We start from the raw sequence: 14,977 nt of genomic DNA on the forward strand, positions 1-14,977 counted from the left end.
GCGCGGCCTCGACGATGGTGTCGTAGAGGCGCTGCTCGCCGCCGAAGACCACGTCCTGCTCGCCGAGGTCGGTGGCGAAGCCCCGGCGGTAGAGCGTCGGGCCTGAGGAGAGGCTGCCCCGGCCGTCCCACGAGTTGCCGGCACAGGCGATCGGGCCGTGCACCACGTGGGCGACGTCGGCTATCGGAACCAGAGTGATCATCGCGCCGTCGAACGCGCAGCCGCCGGCGGTGCCGCCCGGCTTCGGCCGGGAGCAGCCCGTCTTGCGGGCTTTGGGATCCTTGGCACGGTTGTGGTCACACGCCGGTTCGTCGAAGAGTACCGCGGCGTCGATCTTCGTCAGGGCAGCCATTTTCCCCTCAGCGGACGATGTCGGTCAGCACGCTGTGCCGGTCAGCGGATGGTGTCGGTCAGCACCCGCTGCCGGTCAGCGGATACTGCCGGTCAGCGGACGGTGCCGGTCAGCGGACGATGTCGAAGCTGTGGTCGGGCGCGTTGCGGTCCAGCTCGTCGAGGAACAGGTTGACCAGCTGGGTCAGCAGCGCCAGGCCGCCGGCATAGCCGTAGATCGGGAAGCGGTGCAGGTGGTGCCGGTCGAAGATCGGGAAACCGGCCCGGAACAGCGGCACGTCCGCCTCGCGGGCGAGGTGCTTGAGGTGGGTCGCGCCGACGATGAGGTCGACCGGCTCGGTGAGCACGAGCGACCGCAGGTGCCAGCCGTCCTTGCCCGGCCAGACGGTCGCCTGCCGGCCGAACGGGCTGGCGGCCAGCAGCTCCCGGGTCTGGTTGGCCCAGGTCTCGTCACCGTTGGTGGCCAGCACGTGGACCGGCTCCATGCCCAGCTCCAGCAGGAAGCCGAGCATCCCGGTGACGAAGTCGGGGTCACCGGCGATCGCGACCCGCTTGCCGTGCACGTAGGCGTGCGAGTCGGTCAGGGCGTCGAGCAGCCGCCCGCGCTCCGCGGTGATCTCGTCCGGTACCGCGACCCCGGCCACCCGGGCGATCTCGGTGATGAAGGCGTCGGTGCTGCCGATGCCGATCGGCGGGTTGACCGTCACCGTCTCGCCGGCCCAGCCGTCCACGGTCTCCCTGGTCCGCTTGGAGCCGAAGGGCTGCAGGAAGACGGTGGCGATGGCGTTGATCGAGTCGGCGGCGACGGCGAGCGGGGTCCCGCCCGGGTACATGTGGTACTCGCCGGTCGCCGGGGAGTCGAGGCTGTCGCTGTGGTCGCCGAGCACAGCGTGCTTGACACCCAGCAGGCTCAGCAGCCGCTTGAGCTCCCGGATGTTGCCGACGTAGGGGTCGAAGCCCGGCACGATGTTGACCGTGCCGTTGGACGCGCCCTTCTTGCCCTCGGTCAGGTACGACAGGATGCCGCGCAGCATGTTGTCGTAGCCGAGCACGTGCGAGCCGACGAAGCTCGGGGTGTGGGCGTACGGGACCGGGATGGTCTCGGAGATCGCGCCCTTGGTGCGGGCGTTGGCGATGAAGTTCTGCAGGTCGTCGCCGATCACCTCGGCCATACAGGTGGTCGACACCGCCACCATGTCCGGCTTGTACACGTGCACGGCGGTGCCGAGGGCCTCGATGAGGTTGCTCAGGCCGCCGAAGACCGCCGAGTCCTCGGTCATCGACGAGGAGACCGTCGGCACCGGCTCCTTGAAGTGCCGGGCGAGGTGGCCGCGGAAGTACGAGGTGCACCCCTGCGAGCCGTGCACCAGCGGCAGGGTCCCGGCGAAGCCGAGGGCCGCGAGCACGGCGCCCAGCGGCTGGCACGCCTTCAGCGGGTTGATCGTGAGGTCCTTCCGGGCGAAGTTCTTCTCCCGGTACTCCCACGACCGGGTCCACTCGGCGACCCGGTCGACCTCCGCCGGCGAGGAGCCGGCCTCGAACTGCTTCTTGCGCTCGCGCTGCTCCTGGTACTCGGGGCCCTTGAACAGTGTGTTGTGGTCTCGCACCACAAGTGCGTCTGGGTTGGTGGACACCAGCGATCCTCCGGTTCACGGGCGAAAGAACACGTCTTCCGCGGGGAATTACGAGCGGAAGACGTGCCCTTCGCGGGAAGCCACGGGCGAAAGACACGTCTTCCGCAGGGAAATCAGCTCTTCTTGGAATTCGCCCACGGCGCGTCGAACAGGTTCCACGACGGGCTGTTCACAGCGCTGTCCATGTCCCGGGCGAAAATCGCGAAGCCCTCGACACCGTGGTACGGACCGGAGTAGTCCCAGGAGTGCATCTGACGGAACGGCGTCCGCATCTTGTGCGAGACGTACTTCTCCTTGATGCCGGCGCCGACCAGGTCCGGCTTGAGACGGCGGGTGAACTCCTCCATCTCGTAGGCGGTCGGGTCGTCGTAGACCACGATGCCCTGCTTGAGCTCGGGGTAGCTACGGGTGTAGTCGTCCTTGTGGGCGAACTCGTAGCCGGTCCCGATGACCTCCATGCCGAGGTCCTCGTAGGCACCGACGGTGTGCCGCGGGCGCAGGCCGCCGACGGCGAGCATCACGGTCTTGCCCTCGAGCCGGTGCCGGTAGGTCTCCCGCACCTTGTCGAAGAAGGGCTGGTACCGCGCGATGGCGGCCTCGGTCTTCTCCTTGATGGTGTCGTCGAAGAACTCGGCGATCTTCCGCATCGACTCGACGATCTTCGTGGGGCCGAAGAAGTTGAACTCGGTCCACGGGGTGCCGTACCGCTCCTCCATCGTGGTGGCGATGTAGTTCATGGAGCGGTAGCAGTGCAGCACGTTGAGCTTGGCCAGGTGGGCGGTGGCCATCTCGTTGACGGTGCCGTCGCCGGACCACTGGGCGATGACCCGCAGGCCCATGTCCTCGAGGATCTTCCGGGAGGCCCAGGCGTCGCCACCGATGTTGTAGTCACCGAGCAGCGTGATGTCGTACGGGGTCTGCTCGGCGATCTCCCGGGTGCCCAGCACATGGTCGCGGATCGCGTCGTTGGCGATGTGGTGGCCCAGCGACTGGCTGATCCCGCGGAACCCCTCGCACTTGACCGGGACGACCGGCATGTTCAGCCGCTTCGTCGCCGCGGTGGAGACCGCGTCGATGTCGTCACCGATCAGGCCGATCGGGCACTCGGACTGGATGGAGACGCCCTTGACCAGCGGGAAGACCTCCACCAGCTCGTCCAGGATGGCGGCGAGCTTCTTGTCGCCACCGAAGACGATGTCCTTCTCCTGGAAGTCGCTGGTGATCTGCATGACGGTGAAGTTGTCGATGCCGAGCTGCCCGTTGGCGTAGTTGCGCCGGGTGCCCCAGGTGTACTGGCCGCAGCCGACCGGGCCGTGGCTGATGGAGATGAGGTCCTTGATCGGGCCCCACACCACACCCTTGGAGCCGGCGTAGGCGCAGCCACGCAGCGTCATGATCCCGGGACGGGACTTGACGTTGCTCTTGACCTCACATTCCTTCGCCCCGCCCGGGTCGTTGGGCTTGACGTGCTTCTGGCGGTCCTTCTCGACCTTGGGCGGGTAGGCCGAGAGGACATCATCGATCATCGCCTGCGTCTCGGCAGACGTCACGGGCGGAGTCATGACAGACCTTTCTGGGTGTACGGGGACGAGCGGTCAGGCGCCGACGGCGGAGGCGGCCTTCTGACCGACGATCGACTCGTCCTCCTGCTCCATGATCCCGAAGTCGATCAGGAGCTCCTCGAGCTCGTCCATGCTGATCGGGGTGGGGATGGTCTTCATGTCGTTCTCTTCGATCTTGCGCGCGAGCTCGCGGTACTCGTTGGCCTGGTTCGCCTCGGGCGAGTACTCGATGACCGTCATCCGGCGCAGCTCGGCGTGCTGGACGATGTTGTCACGCGGGACGAAGTGGATCATCTGGGTGTTCAGGCGCCGCGCGAGCTCCATGATGAGCTCGTCCTCACGGTCGGTCTGACGGCTGTTGCAGATCAGCCCACCGAGGCGGACGCCACCGGTGTGGGCGTACTTGAGGATGCCTCGGGCGATGTTGTTCGCCGCGTACATGGCCATCATCTCACCGGAGGTGACGATGTAGATCTCCTGGGCCTTGCCCTGGCGGATCGGCATGGCGAACCCACCGCAGACGACGTCACCGAGGACGTCGTAGGTGACGAAGTCGAGGTCCTCGTAGGCGCCGTTCTCCTCCAGGAAGGTGATGGCGGTGATGACGCCTCGGCCGGCACAGCCGACACCCGGCTCCGGGCCGCCCGACTCGACACACCGGATGTTCCACGCGCCCTCGAGCAGGACCTCCTCGAGCTCGAGGTCCTCCACCGAGCCCTTCTCGGCCGCCTTCTCGATGACGGTGTGCTGGGCCTTGGAGTGCAGGATCAGACGGGTCGAGTCCGCTTTCGGGTCACAACCGACGATCATGACCCGGTTGCCCCGCTCAGCCAGTGCGGCCATCGTGTTCTGCTGAGTGGTGGACTTACCAATACCACCCTTACCGTAGAACGCGAGCTGCCTCATTGGTGTGTGCTCCTCACCGCACGCTTGGGCGTGCGTCACTGTGGAAGAACCGGTGTTGGTTCACCGGACTGCTGTCCGTCCGGGATTTCCGTGCTGTATTCGTTCAGGAACCGGCGCCGGCGCCGGCGGCCAGGCTGGCCGCCGCGAGCTCGTAGAGGTCACGGACCTCCCCGGAGCGCAACGGCCGCTTGAGCGCCGTGACGTGCGACCGCAGGCCGTCCAGGACGGATCCGAGCACGCCCTCGTCGGCGTCGATCCCGTACTCCCGCAGGGCGTGGCGCAGCGACGCCCGCCCCGCGTGCTTGCCCACGACCAGCCGGCGCCGCGCGCCGACCTCCGCGGGGTCGAAGGGCTCGTAGACCCTCGGAGCCTTCAGCACGCCGTCCACGTGGATACCGGACTCGTGGACGAACGCAGACTCCCCGACGATCGCCTTCCCGGTGGGTACCGGCCGGCGTGCCGCGCCCGAGACCAGCTCGGCCAGCGCGCGCAGCGCCGTGGTGTCCAGATCGACCCGGTACCCGAGAAGATGGCGCAGCGCCATCGCCACCTCCTCGAAGGCGGCGTTGCCGGCCCGCTCCCCGAGCCCGGCGACCGTCGTGCTGACGGACCCGAAACCGGCCCGGACCGCCGCGAGCGTGTTGGCGGTGGCCAGCCCGAAGTCGTCATGGGCGTGGATCTCCCAGATGGCCGGCGCCGCCGAGGCGGCCACCACCAGGGCGGACAGCCGTTCGTACGCCCTGGCGGGCTCGAGGATCCCGACGGTGTCGGCCCAGCGCAGACGGTCGGCACCGGCCCGGGACAGCTCGCCGGCGAGGTCGGCGACGAAGCCGTCGTCCGCCCGCGAGGCGTCCTCGAACCCGACCCCGACCAGCAGCCCACGGTCGAGGGCGTACGCGACGCAGCCGAGGATCCGGCCGCGCGCCCACGCCCGGTCACGGCCGAGCTTGTACCGCAGGTGCAGGTCGGACACGGGGATGCTGATGTGGGCCCGCCGCACCCCGCAGGCCACCGCCGCGTCGATGTCGGACCGCACGGCCCGGCACCAGGCGATGACCTCCGCCCGCAGGCCCGCCGCCGCGACACGGCGGATGGCCTCGCGTTCGGACGGCCCCATGGCCGGCACGCCCGCCTCGATCTGCTGTACCCCCACGCGGTCGAGAGCGGCCGCGATGGCGAGCTTCTCCTCGGCGGTGAAGGCGACGCCCGGGGCCTGCTCACCGTCGCGCAGCGTGGTGTCACAGAACCCGATCACGATGTCGTGCTCCACATCATGCGTGCCCTCCGTCAGTCGCACCGAACAGGGAAGAGGCGCTGTGCCGGGCCGGTGCCGGCCAGCTGCCCGATGCCGGATCCGCGCTTTGCGGCCCGCGATCCGCCGGCGGGCGGTCCCGCGATCCTCACCGTTGAGGTGTCGCGATTAGAAATGTCGCTGACCGTTGTTTCGGGCGCTTTAAGCGCCGTATCTTCCCAGTTACTTTTACGCCCGGTCCGCGATTCCGGGACGAATAGCAGAAGAAGCCTGGGCCAGGTGGCCGAAATGCCTGGGACCAATGGTGCGGACGCCGGCCACCACCTGGGTTCCGGCCAGCCGGCAACCTGCCCGCCAACAGTTTTCGACGACCGGCTCCGACAGCGTGCCGTACCAGTTTTTTACCTCCCGAATCCGTTGCCGAATACGGTGTTCGGCGACTTCCGGGACGAACGTTCCGACACCGGTGACCTATTGCCCGGCCCATTGTTCGGATGACCCGGAAATTCCGGCCCGTGGGTCCGGGCGGCCGCCGCGGCCCGGACCGGCGGCGATGCCCGGCAGGGAACAGCGGCTGCCCAGCAGAAAACAACAGCTGCCCGGCAGAAAACAACAAAGGCGTTCCCCGGTCGCCCGCGCCCATTGGGCACGGCCGGCCGGGGAACGCCGGTGGGACGGCGGCCCGGTGGGTCAGGAGCTCAGCGGATCGTCCAGGTGTTGCCCGTGTGCAGCAGCTCGGCGAGCAGGTCGTCGGGCGTGGCATCCGCGACGCCCGTGCGGGCGGCGGCGTTCTGCTCCTGGACCAGCGACTCGTAGGCGGGCCGGGCCACCCGGCGGAACACCCCGACCGGGGTGTTGCTGAGGTCCTGGTCGGACAGCCGGGACAGGGTGAACGCGTACGCCGGCCCGGGCACCGTCTCGTCGTGCACGATGATCTCGCTGCGCGGGACGCTGGCGGTGTCGGCGACCTCCAGGCCGAAGCCGCGCGGCTCGCGCACCACGCACTTCTCCCCCGAGGCGCCGAAGGTGATCGGCTTGCCGTGCTCGAGACGGACGAGCACCGAGTCGCGGCTGGCGGGGTCCTTCAGCACGTCGAACGCGCCGTCGTTGAAGATGGCGCAGTTCTGGTAGATCTCGATGAACGCGCTGCCCTGGTGCGCGGCGGCGGCCCGCAGCACCGAGTGCAGGTGCTTGCGGTCGGAGTCGATCGTGCGGGCCACGAACGACGCCTCGGCGCCGAGCGCCACCGCGATCGGGTTGAACGGGGTGTCCCGGGAGCCGACCGGCGTCGACTTGGTGACCTTGCCGAACTCCGAGGTCGGCGAGCACTGGCCCTTGGTCAGCCCGTAGATCCGGTTGTTGAACATCAGGATCTTGATGTTGACGTTGCGGCGCAGCGCGTGGATCAGGTGGTTACCGCCGATGGACAGCGCGTCGCCGTCACCGCTGACCACCCACACCGACAGGTCCGGGCGGCTGATCGCGAGACCGCTGGCGATCGCCGGCGCCCGGCCGTGGATCGAGTGCATCCCGTAGGTGTTGAGGTAGTACGGGAAACGGGAGGAACACCCGATCCCGGAGACGAAGGTGATCTGCTCCCGGGGGATGCCCAGCTCCGGCATGAACGACTGGATCGCCGACAGGATCGCGAAGTCACCGCATCCCGGGCACCAGCGGACCTCCTGGTCCGACCGGAAGTCCTTGGCGGTGAGCTTGAGCGGGACCTCAGTCATTGCGCACGACCTCCTCCAGGACCGTCTCCAGCTCCGCCGAGGTGAACGGCTGGCCGTTGACCTTGTTGTAGGACACGGCGTCGACCAGGTAGCGGTCGCGTATCACGTGGGCGAGCTGCCCGAGGTTCATCTCCGGGATGACGACGCGGTCGTAGCCGGCGAGCACCGTGCCGACGTTGCGCGGCAGCGGCGAGATGTGCCGCAGGTGCGCCTGGGCGATTGCCACCCCGCGTTCCCGCAGCTTGCGACAGGCCGCGCCGACTGGTCCGTAGGTGGAGCCCCAGCCGAGCACCAGCACCCGGGCGTCCCCGGTGGGGTCCTCGACCTCCAGGTCGGGCACGTCGATGGCCTCGACCCGGGCGGCGCGCAGCCGCATCATCAGGTCGTGGTCGGCCGGCACGTAGGAGACCGCGCCGGTGCCGTCGGCCTTCTCCAGACCACCGACGCGGTGCTCCAGACCGGGCGTGCCCGGCACCGCCCACGGGCGGGCCAGCGTGTGCGGGTCGTGCAGGTAGGGCAGGAACTTCCCGTCCGGCCCGTTGGGCTCGGTGGCGAACTCCACCCGCAGGTCGGGCAGGTCCGCCGGGTCCGGCAGCAGCCACGGCTCGGAGCCGTTGGCCAGGTAGCCGTCCGAGAGCAGGATGACCGGCATCCGGTAGGTCAGCGCGATGCGCGCCGCCTCCAGCGCCGCGTAGAAACAGTCCGCCGGCGAGCGGGCCGCGATCACCGCCAGCGGTGCCTCACCGTGCCGGCCGAACAGGGCGATGTTCAGGTCGGACTGCTCGGTCTTGGTCGGCAGGCCGGTCGACGGGCCGGCGCGCTGCACGTCCACGATGACCAGCGGCAGCTCCAGCATCACCGCGAGCCCGAGGGTCTCGGTCTTCAGCGCGAGCCCCGGGCCGGAGGTCGAGGTGACCCCGAGCGCGCCGCCGTAGGAGGCGCCGAGCGCCGAGCCCACCGCGGCGATCTCGTCCTCGGCCTGGAAGGTGGTCACTCCGTAGCGCTTGTACCCGGACAGCTCGTGCAGGATCTCCGAGGCCGGGGTGATCGGGTAGGCGCCGAGGAAGACCGGCAGGTGGGCGCGCAGGCCGGCGGCGACCAGGCCGTAGGCGAGCGCGGAGTTGCCGTTGACGCTGCGGTAGGTGCCGGGCTCGAGGTTCGCCGGCTTGACCTCGTAGCGGACGGCGAAGTCCTCGGTGGTCTCGCCGTAGTTCCAGCCGGCCTGGAAGGCGGCCACGTTCGCGGCGGCGATCTTCGGCTTCTTGGCGAACTTCTGCCTGAGGAACTCCACCGTGCCCTCGGTGGGCCGGCTGTACATCCAGGACAGCAGGCCGAGCGCGAACATGTTCTTCGCCCGCTCGGCGTCCTTCTTGGAGACCTCGAAGTCGGCGAGAGCGGCGATCGTCGCCGACGTCAGCGGCACCCGGTGGACGATGAACCCGTCGAGCGAGTCGTTCTCCAGCGGGTTGCTTGTATAACCGACCTTCTCCAGGTTGCGGGGAGTGAACTCGTCGGTGTTGACGATGATCTCCGCGTTGGGCGGCAGGTCGGCGAGATTGGCGCGCAGCGCGGCCGGGTTCATCGCCACCAGGACGTCCGGCGAGTCCCCGGGGGTGAGGACGTCATGGGCGGCGAAATGTACCTGGAAGCTGGACACACCGTGCAACGAGCCCGATGGGGCCCTGATCTCGGCGGGGTAGTTGGGAAGGGTGGACAGGTCGTTTCCCAGGATGGCCGTCTCGGAGGCGAAACGGTCGCCGGTGAGCTGCATGCCGTCGCCGGAGTCACCGGCGAACCGGATTGCCACCCGGTCGAGATGCTGGATTTGCTTGGCCACGTACGTGGACCTCCTCAATGACCGACGGTCGGCGAGGGGCATACCCACGGTCCGACCGTGGGTAGAGTGGGCCGTCAGGCCTGCCCGTCCTTCTTATACGGAGGCATTGCTTCCAGCGTGTTTCGCGGTGTCAAATCGCAGTCTCGCGACCAGCGCGGTATCGGTCACGGCATTTCGACAACAACGCCGTCACATATATGGGCGGACGTGCGGGAAAACAATCGCGACCCCCGCCCGCGGCCACCGCCCCGGGACTTTCGGGAAATAATGACCGAAATACGTTTCCCCGGCACCGGGGACAACCGGTCTGTTTCTTTCCGACGAAGGTTCACATCATCCCGGCAACCGGCCCACCGCCCGGGGCCGGTCCGCCCGCGGCGGCTTCCCACGTCTTCCACGTGGCTACCTGGCCGCCGACCCGCCCTTCACCGCCGACCTTCTGGACTGGCTGGACACCCACCGTGCCTTGCCACTGGTGTCGTCGGTCCTGGTCGAGGTCGAGGCGTCCCGCGCGCTACGCCGCTGCGCCCCGCAGGCCCTGGGCAGGCTGCCCGTCACCCTCGCCCGGCTGTACCGGCTGGAGATCGACGCCACGGTCCGAGCCGTCGCGGCCGCCTACGATGATCCACAACTTCGTTCCCTGGACGCCATCCATCTGGCCACCGCCACGGTGCTGACCGACCAGCCCGGCGCCCGGCTGGAGGCGTTCGTCACCTATGACAAACGCCTGCTCGCGATCGCCGCCGGAGCCGGGCTCCCCACCGCCAGCCCCGGCGCGTGACAGCCCTGGCCAGGAGCCTGCTCAGGTTCAATACCCGTACGCCCGTACAGTCCGTGGTACGGCCCGGCCTCCTCCGCCCACGACGAACCGGCCGTCAGCAGCATGGGTGACATCCGGTCCGACGATCATGATGACAGCGCGGGGTGCCGCCGTCGGCCGGCATTTACCAGACGTACTCGGAAAGACGGACGAACCGGAAACCGGTGTCGATCAGTCTGGGCAGCGCGGCCGCCATTCCCGCGGCGGTCCCGCCGGCGGGATGGTTCATGTGGGCGATGACGATCGATCCGGGTTTCGCGCCGAGCACGGCCCGCTCGACCTGGCCGGGGGTGAAGGTCGCTCCGGCGTCGCCGTTGACGTCGAAGTTGACGACACGCTCGCCGAGGTCGGCGACGATCCGGACGGCGACATCGTCGCAGTGGGCGGTGCCCGCCCGGAAGAACCGCGGCGGGTAGCCGAGGAGCGCGGCGAGCCTGTCCCGGTTCCCGGTGACCTCGTCGAACACCCCGGCGGCATCATCCGTGCCCTTTATCCCATACGCTGACCGGCCGCACACCGACAGCGGGCGGTGGGATGTCCCGTGATTCCCTATTGCGAACAGCGGGTCGGCGGCGAGCTCGTGGAAGACCCGGATGTTGGCATCGATCCAGCGGGAGTTGAGGAACAGCGTGGCCGGCATCCCGTGCGCACGCAGAAATGCCACCAGCGCGTGGTCGTAGCCGCTGCCGTGCGGGCCACCGCACGCGTCGAAGGTCAGCGCGATCACCCTGTCGGCGGTGGGCAGGACCGTCGTGACGCCGGGAACATCGATACCCCACGCGGAGGCCTGAACATCACGGTAACGGGCGATCACACCGTCACGGGCCACCCCGTCGGTTACCGGGGCCTGATCGACCGGAGCCTGATCGACCGGAGCCTGGCCCGTCGTCGGCCCGCCGGCTGGCGACGCGGCACCGTCCGCCGGCGGACGGTGACCGGTCGGCAGTGAGCGCGAGTCCGACGTGCCACCCGGCCCGGATCCGGGCCGGGTAATCGATCCGTGCGGCGGAATGGCGCAGCCGGCGAGGGCACTGCTCGCCGCTGTCACCAGGAGACCACGACGGTTCAGGAACAACCCGCTCCCTTCAGGAGGAAGGCGTAGGTGATTCCGGTCGTCCCGACAGCCTTTTCCACCTACACGCACTGGAAGAGTAGGTGGTTTCAGCCGCCCTGGTGACGGTTTCCACCTACGGCTCGGCGTGTCGGCGACCGGAGAGGCAGGGGGATGCGGGCGGGCAGCGGGGCGCGTTCACCAGCGGAGCACGTTCACCAGCGGTGCTCGTGGCGGACGCGGCGGACGATGACGAACAGGTCGATCACGGCGGTCAGGGCGACCAGGCCGAGCAGTACGGCGGGCACCGGGCGGTCCTGGACCGCGAAATAGGCGCACATGGCCGTGGCGAACAGCAGCCCGAACATGGCGAGGGCGAAACGCAGGCCCAGCGCGCTGCGGGCGGGAGGATACCCGCCCGGACCGCCGTTCACCCTGGCCCGCCCGCCGGCCCGTCCGCCGTCACGGCATCCCCGTCGTTCACGTACGGCAGTGTGCCCACCACGTCCTCAGATGAACACGCCTGAAGCGCCGGTCGGGCAGTGCGGATCCCTTCCGCAACCACCCAGCCAGGCCATGATCGGCATAATTTTGTCGTTCTGTACGCTTTTTGGCCGTATCGGCGTACACCACGACAAAATTATGCTGATCTTCGCCGGTGGCCGGTGGCCCCGGAGCTGTCCGCCGGCTCCAGCCGGCCCGGCCGGCCTGGCTGGCTAGAGCAGTTCGCGGTCGCCGAGGTAGGGGCGCAGGACCTTGGGGATGCGGACGTGGTGGTCCGCCGTCTGGAAGTTCTCCAGGATGGCGGCCAGCAGCCGCGGGGTGGCCACCGCCGTGTTGTTCAGGGTGTGGGCGAAGCGGACACGCCCCTCGGCGTCCTTGTAGCGGATGTTCGCCCGCCGCGCCTGCCAGTCGTGCAGCGTCGAGCAGCTGTGGGTCTCCCGGTAGCGTTCCAGCGACGGGAACCAGGTGTTGATGTCGTTCATCCGGAACTTGCCCAGGCCCATGTCGCCGGTGGCGCACTCCACCACCTCGTAGGCCAGGCCCAGGGACTGCAGGACGGTCTCGGCCGTGTCCAGCAGCTCGGCGTGCCAGCGGGCCGACTGCGCCTCGTCGGCCTCGCAGATGACGAACTGCTCGACCTTCTCGAACTGGTGGACCCGCAGCAGCCCGCGCACGTCCCGCCCGGCGCTGCCGACCTCGCGGCGGAAGCACGGCGAGATCCCGGCGTAGCGCAGCGGCAGGTCACGCAGGGCGAGCATCCCGCCGGCGTGCAGGCCGACCAGCGCGACCTCGGCGGTGCCGGCGAGGAACAGCTCGTCGGCGGGCAGCTCGTAGATCTCCTCGCCGTGCCCGGGCAGGAAACCGGTGCCGACCAGCGCCTCCCGTTTCACCAGCGACGGCACCGAGACCAGCCGGAAGTCCCTGTGCGCGAGCAGGTCCAGCGCGTAGGAGTGGACCGCCCGCTCCAGCAGGACGAGCTGCCCGGCCAGCGCGTAGGCGCGCTCCCCCGAGACGTTGCGGGCCCGTTCGAACTCCGCCCAGCCGCGCTTCTCGGCCAGCTCGACGTGGTCGAGCGGGGTGAAGTCGAACGCCGGCCGCTCCCCCCAGACCCGGATGACGGTGTTCGCGGACTCGTCCGGGCCGACCGGGGCGCCGTCCCACGGGATGTTCGGGGTGCGCAGCAGCAGGTCCCGCAGCCGCTCGCCGGCGGTCTCCAGCTCGTCACGGGTTTCGCGCAGCTGGACGTCGAGGGCGGCGGAGCGCTCCCGCAGCCGCTCGCGGCCGACCGCGTCGGCGCTCTTGAACGAACCCGCGAGCTCCCGGCGCTCACGCTGCGCCGTGTCCAGGGCGTGCTGCAACGATCGCACGCTGCGGTCGAGAGCCAGGATGCCGTCGACGTCGAGGTCGACCCCCTTGACGCGAGCGGCCTCGCGCACGGCATCGGGATTCTCCCGGATGAACCGCCTGTCCAGCATCTGGCTCCTGTGCCCTCCAGCGGGGCGCCCCACAGGCGCCCTGCCCTGTCAGCGGAGCGCCCTGCGGCGCCCGGTGGCTCCCCCTCCGCCGGACACCTACGGCGCCCTCGCACGGACCACCACGGATATGTGACGTCGCCGAAAAGCCTACAGCGCCCGCCAGGGCACGCTGTCGATCACCACGTGGGAGACACGGGCCGCGGCCTGTACCGCGGCCCGTACCAGGAACCGGATCCCGGATTCCCGCTCCGCGGAAATCCGGGTCTGTCCAGGGGCTATCTGCGGGTGGGGGTGACCGGCTCGGGCAGATCGGTGGTCCCGCGCAGGTAGCGGTCGACCGCGGCGGCGGCGGACCGGCCCTCCGCGATCGCCCACACGATCAGTGACTGGCCGCGGCCCATGTCCCCGGCGGCGAACACAGCCGGCACCGAGGTGGCCCAGCCGGCGTCGCGGGCGACGTTGCCGCGGGCGTCGAGAGCCACCCCGAGCTGCTCGAGCAGACCCGTGCGCTGCGGCCCGGTGAAACCCATCGCCAGCAGCACCAGCTCGCAGGGCAGCTCGACGTCGCTGTCGGGCACCTTCTCGAAACGGCCGTCGACGAGTCGGACCTCGTGCATGCGCAGCGAGCGGACCCGCCCCGCGTCGTCCCCGAAGAAACGCTCGGTGGAGACGGCGAAGACGCGCTCGCCGCCCTCCTCGTGCGCGCTGGACACCCGGTAGACCACCGGCCAGGTCGGCCACGGGTTGGCCGCCGGCCGCGACCGCGGCGGCCGCGGCATGATCTCAAGCTGGTGCACGGAACGGGCGCCCTGGCGCAGCGCGGTGCCCAGGCAGTCCGCGCCGGTGTCGCCACCGCCGATGATGACCACCCGCCGGCCGGCCGCGCTGATCGGGGACGCCGCGAGATCACCCTGCTGGACCCGGTTCGAGGGCACCAGGTACTCCATGGCGAGGTGGATGCCGTCGAGGTCGCGGCCGGGGATGTTCAGGTCCCGGCCGACCGTCGAACCGCCGGCGAGCACGACCGCGTCGTAGGAGGCGCGCAGCTCGTCCCCGGTGATGTCGACGCCGACGTCGCAGGACGCCATGAACACCGTCCCCTCGGCCCGCATCTGGGCGAGGCGGCGGTCCAGGACGTGCTTTTCCATCTTGAACTCGGGGATGCCGTAGCGCAGCAGGCCACCGATGCGGTCGGCCCGCTCGTACACGACGACGTTGTGGCCGGCGCGGGTGAGCTGCTGGGCCGCGGCGAGCCCGGCCGGGCCCGACCCGACCACGGCGACCCGCTGGTCGGTGCGCGTCGACGGCAGCACAGGGCGGACCGCACCGTCGCCCCACGCCCGGTCGATGATCGACACCTCGACCTGTTTGATGGCCACCGGATCGTCGGAGATGCCCAGCACGCAGGCGGCCTCGCAGGGCGCCGGGCACAGCCGTCCGGTGAACTCCGGGAAGTTGTTGGTGGCGTGCAGCCGTTCGATCGCGTCGTGCCAGTCGCCGCGGCGCACCAGGTCGTTCCACTCCGGGATGATGTTCCCCAGGGGGCAGCCGTTGTGGCAGAACGGGATGCCGCAGTCCATGCACCGGGTGGCCTGGTCCCGCAGGGAACCGGCCGGGAACGGCTCGTAGACCTCTTTCCAGTCGGTGAGGCGTACGTCGACGGGCCGGCGCTTCGGCTGCTCCCGGTGGTGCCTGAGGAATCCTGTCGGGTCAGCCATACCGCTCCTGTCGGGTGGTGGGGTGCTGCCGGGTGACGGGGTGCCGTGCGCCGGGCGCCGCCGGCCGCGGGGTGCGGGTCGCGGGGGCGGCGTCGCGGGGGCGGTGCTCGACGCGGTTCTCGGGTGTGTGTTTC

The 14,977-nt window shown here is 69.6% G+C and carries 12 protein-coding genes; 1 reads left to right on the forward strand and 11 read right to left on the reverse strand.

The window, feature by feature from the left end:
- The 7 genes from AC5LUJ_RS09530 to AC5LUJ_RS09560 form a co-directional block, all read right to left on the reverse strand.
- Window positions 1-352 (reverse strand): nitrogenase component 1 (locus AC5LUJ_RS09530; RefSeq protein WP_493464790.1); only part of this gene is annotated, 352 nt, incomplete at its 3' end.
- Window positions 353-461: 109 nt separating this feature from the next.
- Complete coding sequence (gene nifK / locus AC5LUJ_RS09535) at window positions 462-1,985, reverse strand: nitrogenase molybdenum-iron protein subunit beta (RefSeq protein ID WP_250284182.1); 1,524 nt, start codon at window positions 1,983-1,985, stop codon at window positions 462-464.
- Between the two features lie 113 nt (window positions 1,986-2,098).
- Window positions 2,099-3,547, reverse strand: coding sequence for a nitrogenase molybdenum-iron protein alpha chain (nifD, locus tag AC5LUJ_RS09540; RefSeq protein WP_250291657.1), 1,449 nt, complete (start codon window positions 3,545-3,547; stop codon window positions 2,099-2,101).
- A gap of 33 nt (window positions 3,548-3,580) precedes the next feature.
- Window positions 3,581-4,453: a nitrogenase iron protein gene (gene nifH, locus AC5LUJ_RS09545; RefSeq protein ID WP_250284178.1), complete on the reverse strand. Its 873-nt coding sequence runs from the start codon at window positions 4,451-4,453 to the stop codon at window positions 3,581-3,583.
- A gap of 103 nt (window positions 4,454-4,556) precedes the next feature.
- A complete protein-coding gene (nifV, locus tag AC5LUJ_RS09550; protein WP_250284176.1) occupies window positions 4,557-5,723 on the reverse strand; it encodes a homocitrate synthase in 1,167 nt (388 codons plus the stop codon).
- A 680-nt stretch (window positions 5,724-6,403) separates the two neighbouring features.
- The gene (locus tag AC5LUJ_RS09555; protein ID WP_250284175.1) at window positions 6,404-7,438 is read right to left on the reverse strand and encodes a 2-oxoacid:ferredoxin oxidoreductase subunit beta; all 1,035 of its coding nucleotides are present in this window, start codon (window positions 7,436-7,438) and stop codon (window positions 6,404-6,406) included.
- Window positions 7,431-9,317 carry a 2-oxoacid:acceptor oxidoreductase subunit alpha gene (locus AC5LUJ_RS09560; protein ID WP_250284173.1) on the reverse strand — a complete coding sequence of 629 codons (1,887 nt, stop codon included), beginning with the start codon at window positions 9,315-9,317 and terminating at the stop codon, window positions 7,431-7,433. Before AC5LUJ_RS09560 ends, AC5LUJ_RS09555 begins: the two co-directional genes overlap by 8 nt.
- Before the next feature lie 364 nt (window positions 9,318-9,681).
- On the opposite strand from AC5LUJ_RS09560, the gene AC5LUJ_RS09565 reads away from it, so the two are divergent.
- Window positions 9,682-10,056, forward strand: a complete 375-nt coding sequence (locus AC5LUJ_RS09565) for a PIN domain-containing protein (RefSeq protein WP_445548424.1) — start codon at window positions 9,682-9,684, stop codon at window positions 10,054-10,056.
- A gap of 163 nt (window positions 10,057-10,219) precedes the next feature.
- Here the strand turns inward: AC5LUJ_RS09565 and AC5LUJ_RS09570 are convergent, their stop codons facing one another.
- The 4 genes from AC5LUJ_RS09570 to AC5LUJ_RS09585 form a co-directional block, all read right to left on the reverse strand.
- Window positions 10,220-10,924 carry a polysaccharide deacetylase family protein gene (locus AC5LUJ_RS09570; protein ID WP_493464791.1) on the reverse strand — a complete coding sequence of 235 codons (705 nt, stop codon included), beginning with the start codon at window positions 10,922-10,924 and terminating at the stop codon, window positions 10,220-10,222.
- Window positions 10,925-11,361: 437 nt separating this feature from the next.
- Complete coding sequence (locus AC5LUJ_RS09575; RefSeq protein ID WP_250284167.1) at window positions 11,362-11,580, reverse strand: DUF6343 family protein; 219 nt, start codon at window positions 11,578-11,580, stop codon at window positions 11,362-11,364.
- A 282-nt stretch (window positions 11,581-11,862) separates the two neighbouring features.
- Complete coding sequence (gene serS, locus AC5LUJ_RS09580) at window positions 11,863-13,125, reverse strand: serine--tRNA ligase (RefSeq protein WP_250284155.1); 1,263 nt, start codon at window positions 13,123-13,125, stop codon at window positions 11,863-11,865.
- Window positions 13,126-13,400: 275 nt separating this feature from the next.
- Window positions 13,401-14,843, reverse strand: coding sequence for a glutamate synthase subunit beta (locus AC5LUJ_RS09585; RefSeq protein WP_250284153.1), 1,443 nt, complete (start codon window positions 14,841-14,843; stop codon window positions 13,401-13,403).
- Window positions 14,844-14,977: the final 134 nt, after the last annotated feature.

Source organism: Protofrankia sp. CiP1_Cm_nod3 (assembly GCF_982290655.1).

Bases quoted from the DNA above. Each gene is read 5' to 3' on its own strand.
- AC5LUJ_RS09585 (WP_250284153.1), bottom strand. From the start codon at position 14,843: ATGGCTGACCCGACAGGATTCCTCAGGCACCACCGGGAGCAGCCGAAG.
- AC5LUJ_RS09555 (WP_250284175.1), bottom strand. From the start codon at position 7,438: ATGACTGAGGTCCCGCTCAAGCTCACCGCCAAGGACTTCCGGTCGGAC.
- nifD (WP_250291657.1), bottom strand. From the start codon at position 3,547: ATGACTCCGCCCGTGACGTCTGCCGAGACGCAGGCGATGATCGATGAT.
- AC5LUJ_RS09560 (WP_250284173.1), bottom strand. From the start codon at position 9,317: ATGCCCCTCGCCGACCGTCGGTCATTGAGGAGGTCCACGTACGTGGCC.
- serS (WP_250284155.1), bottom strand. From the start codon at position 13,125: ATGCTGGACAGGCGGTTCATCCGGGAGAATCCCGATGCCGTGCGCGAG.
- nifH (WP_250284178.1), bottom strand. From the start codon at position 4,453: ATGAGGCAGCTCGCGTTCTACGGTAAGGGTGGTATTGGTAAGTCCACC.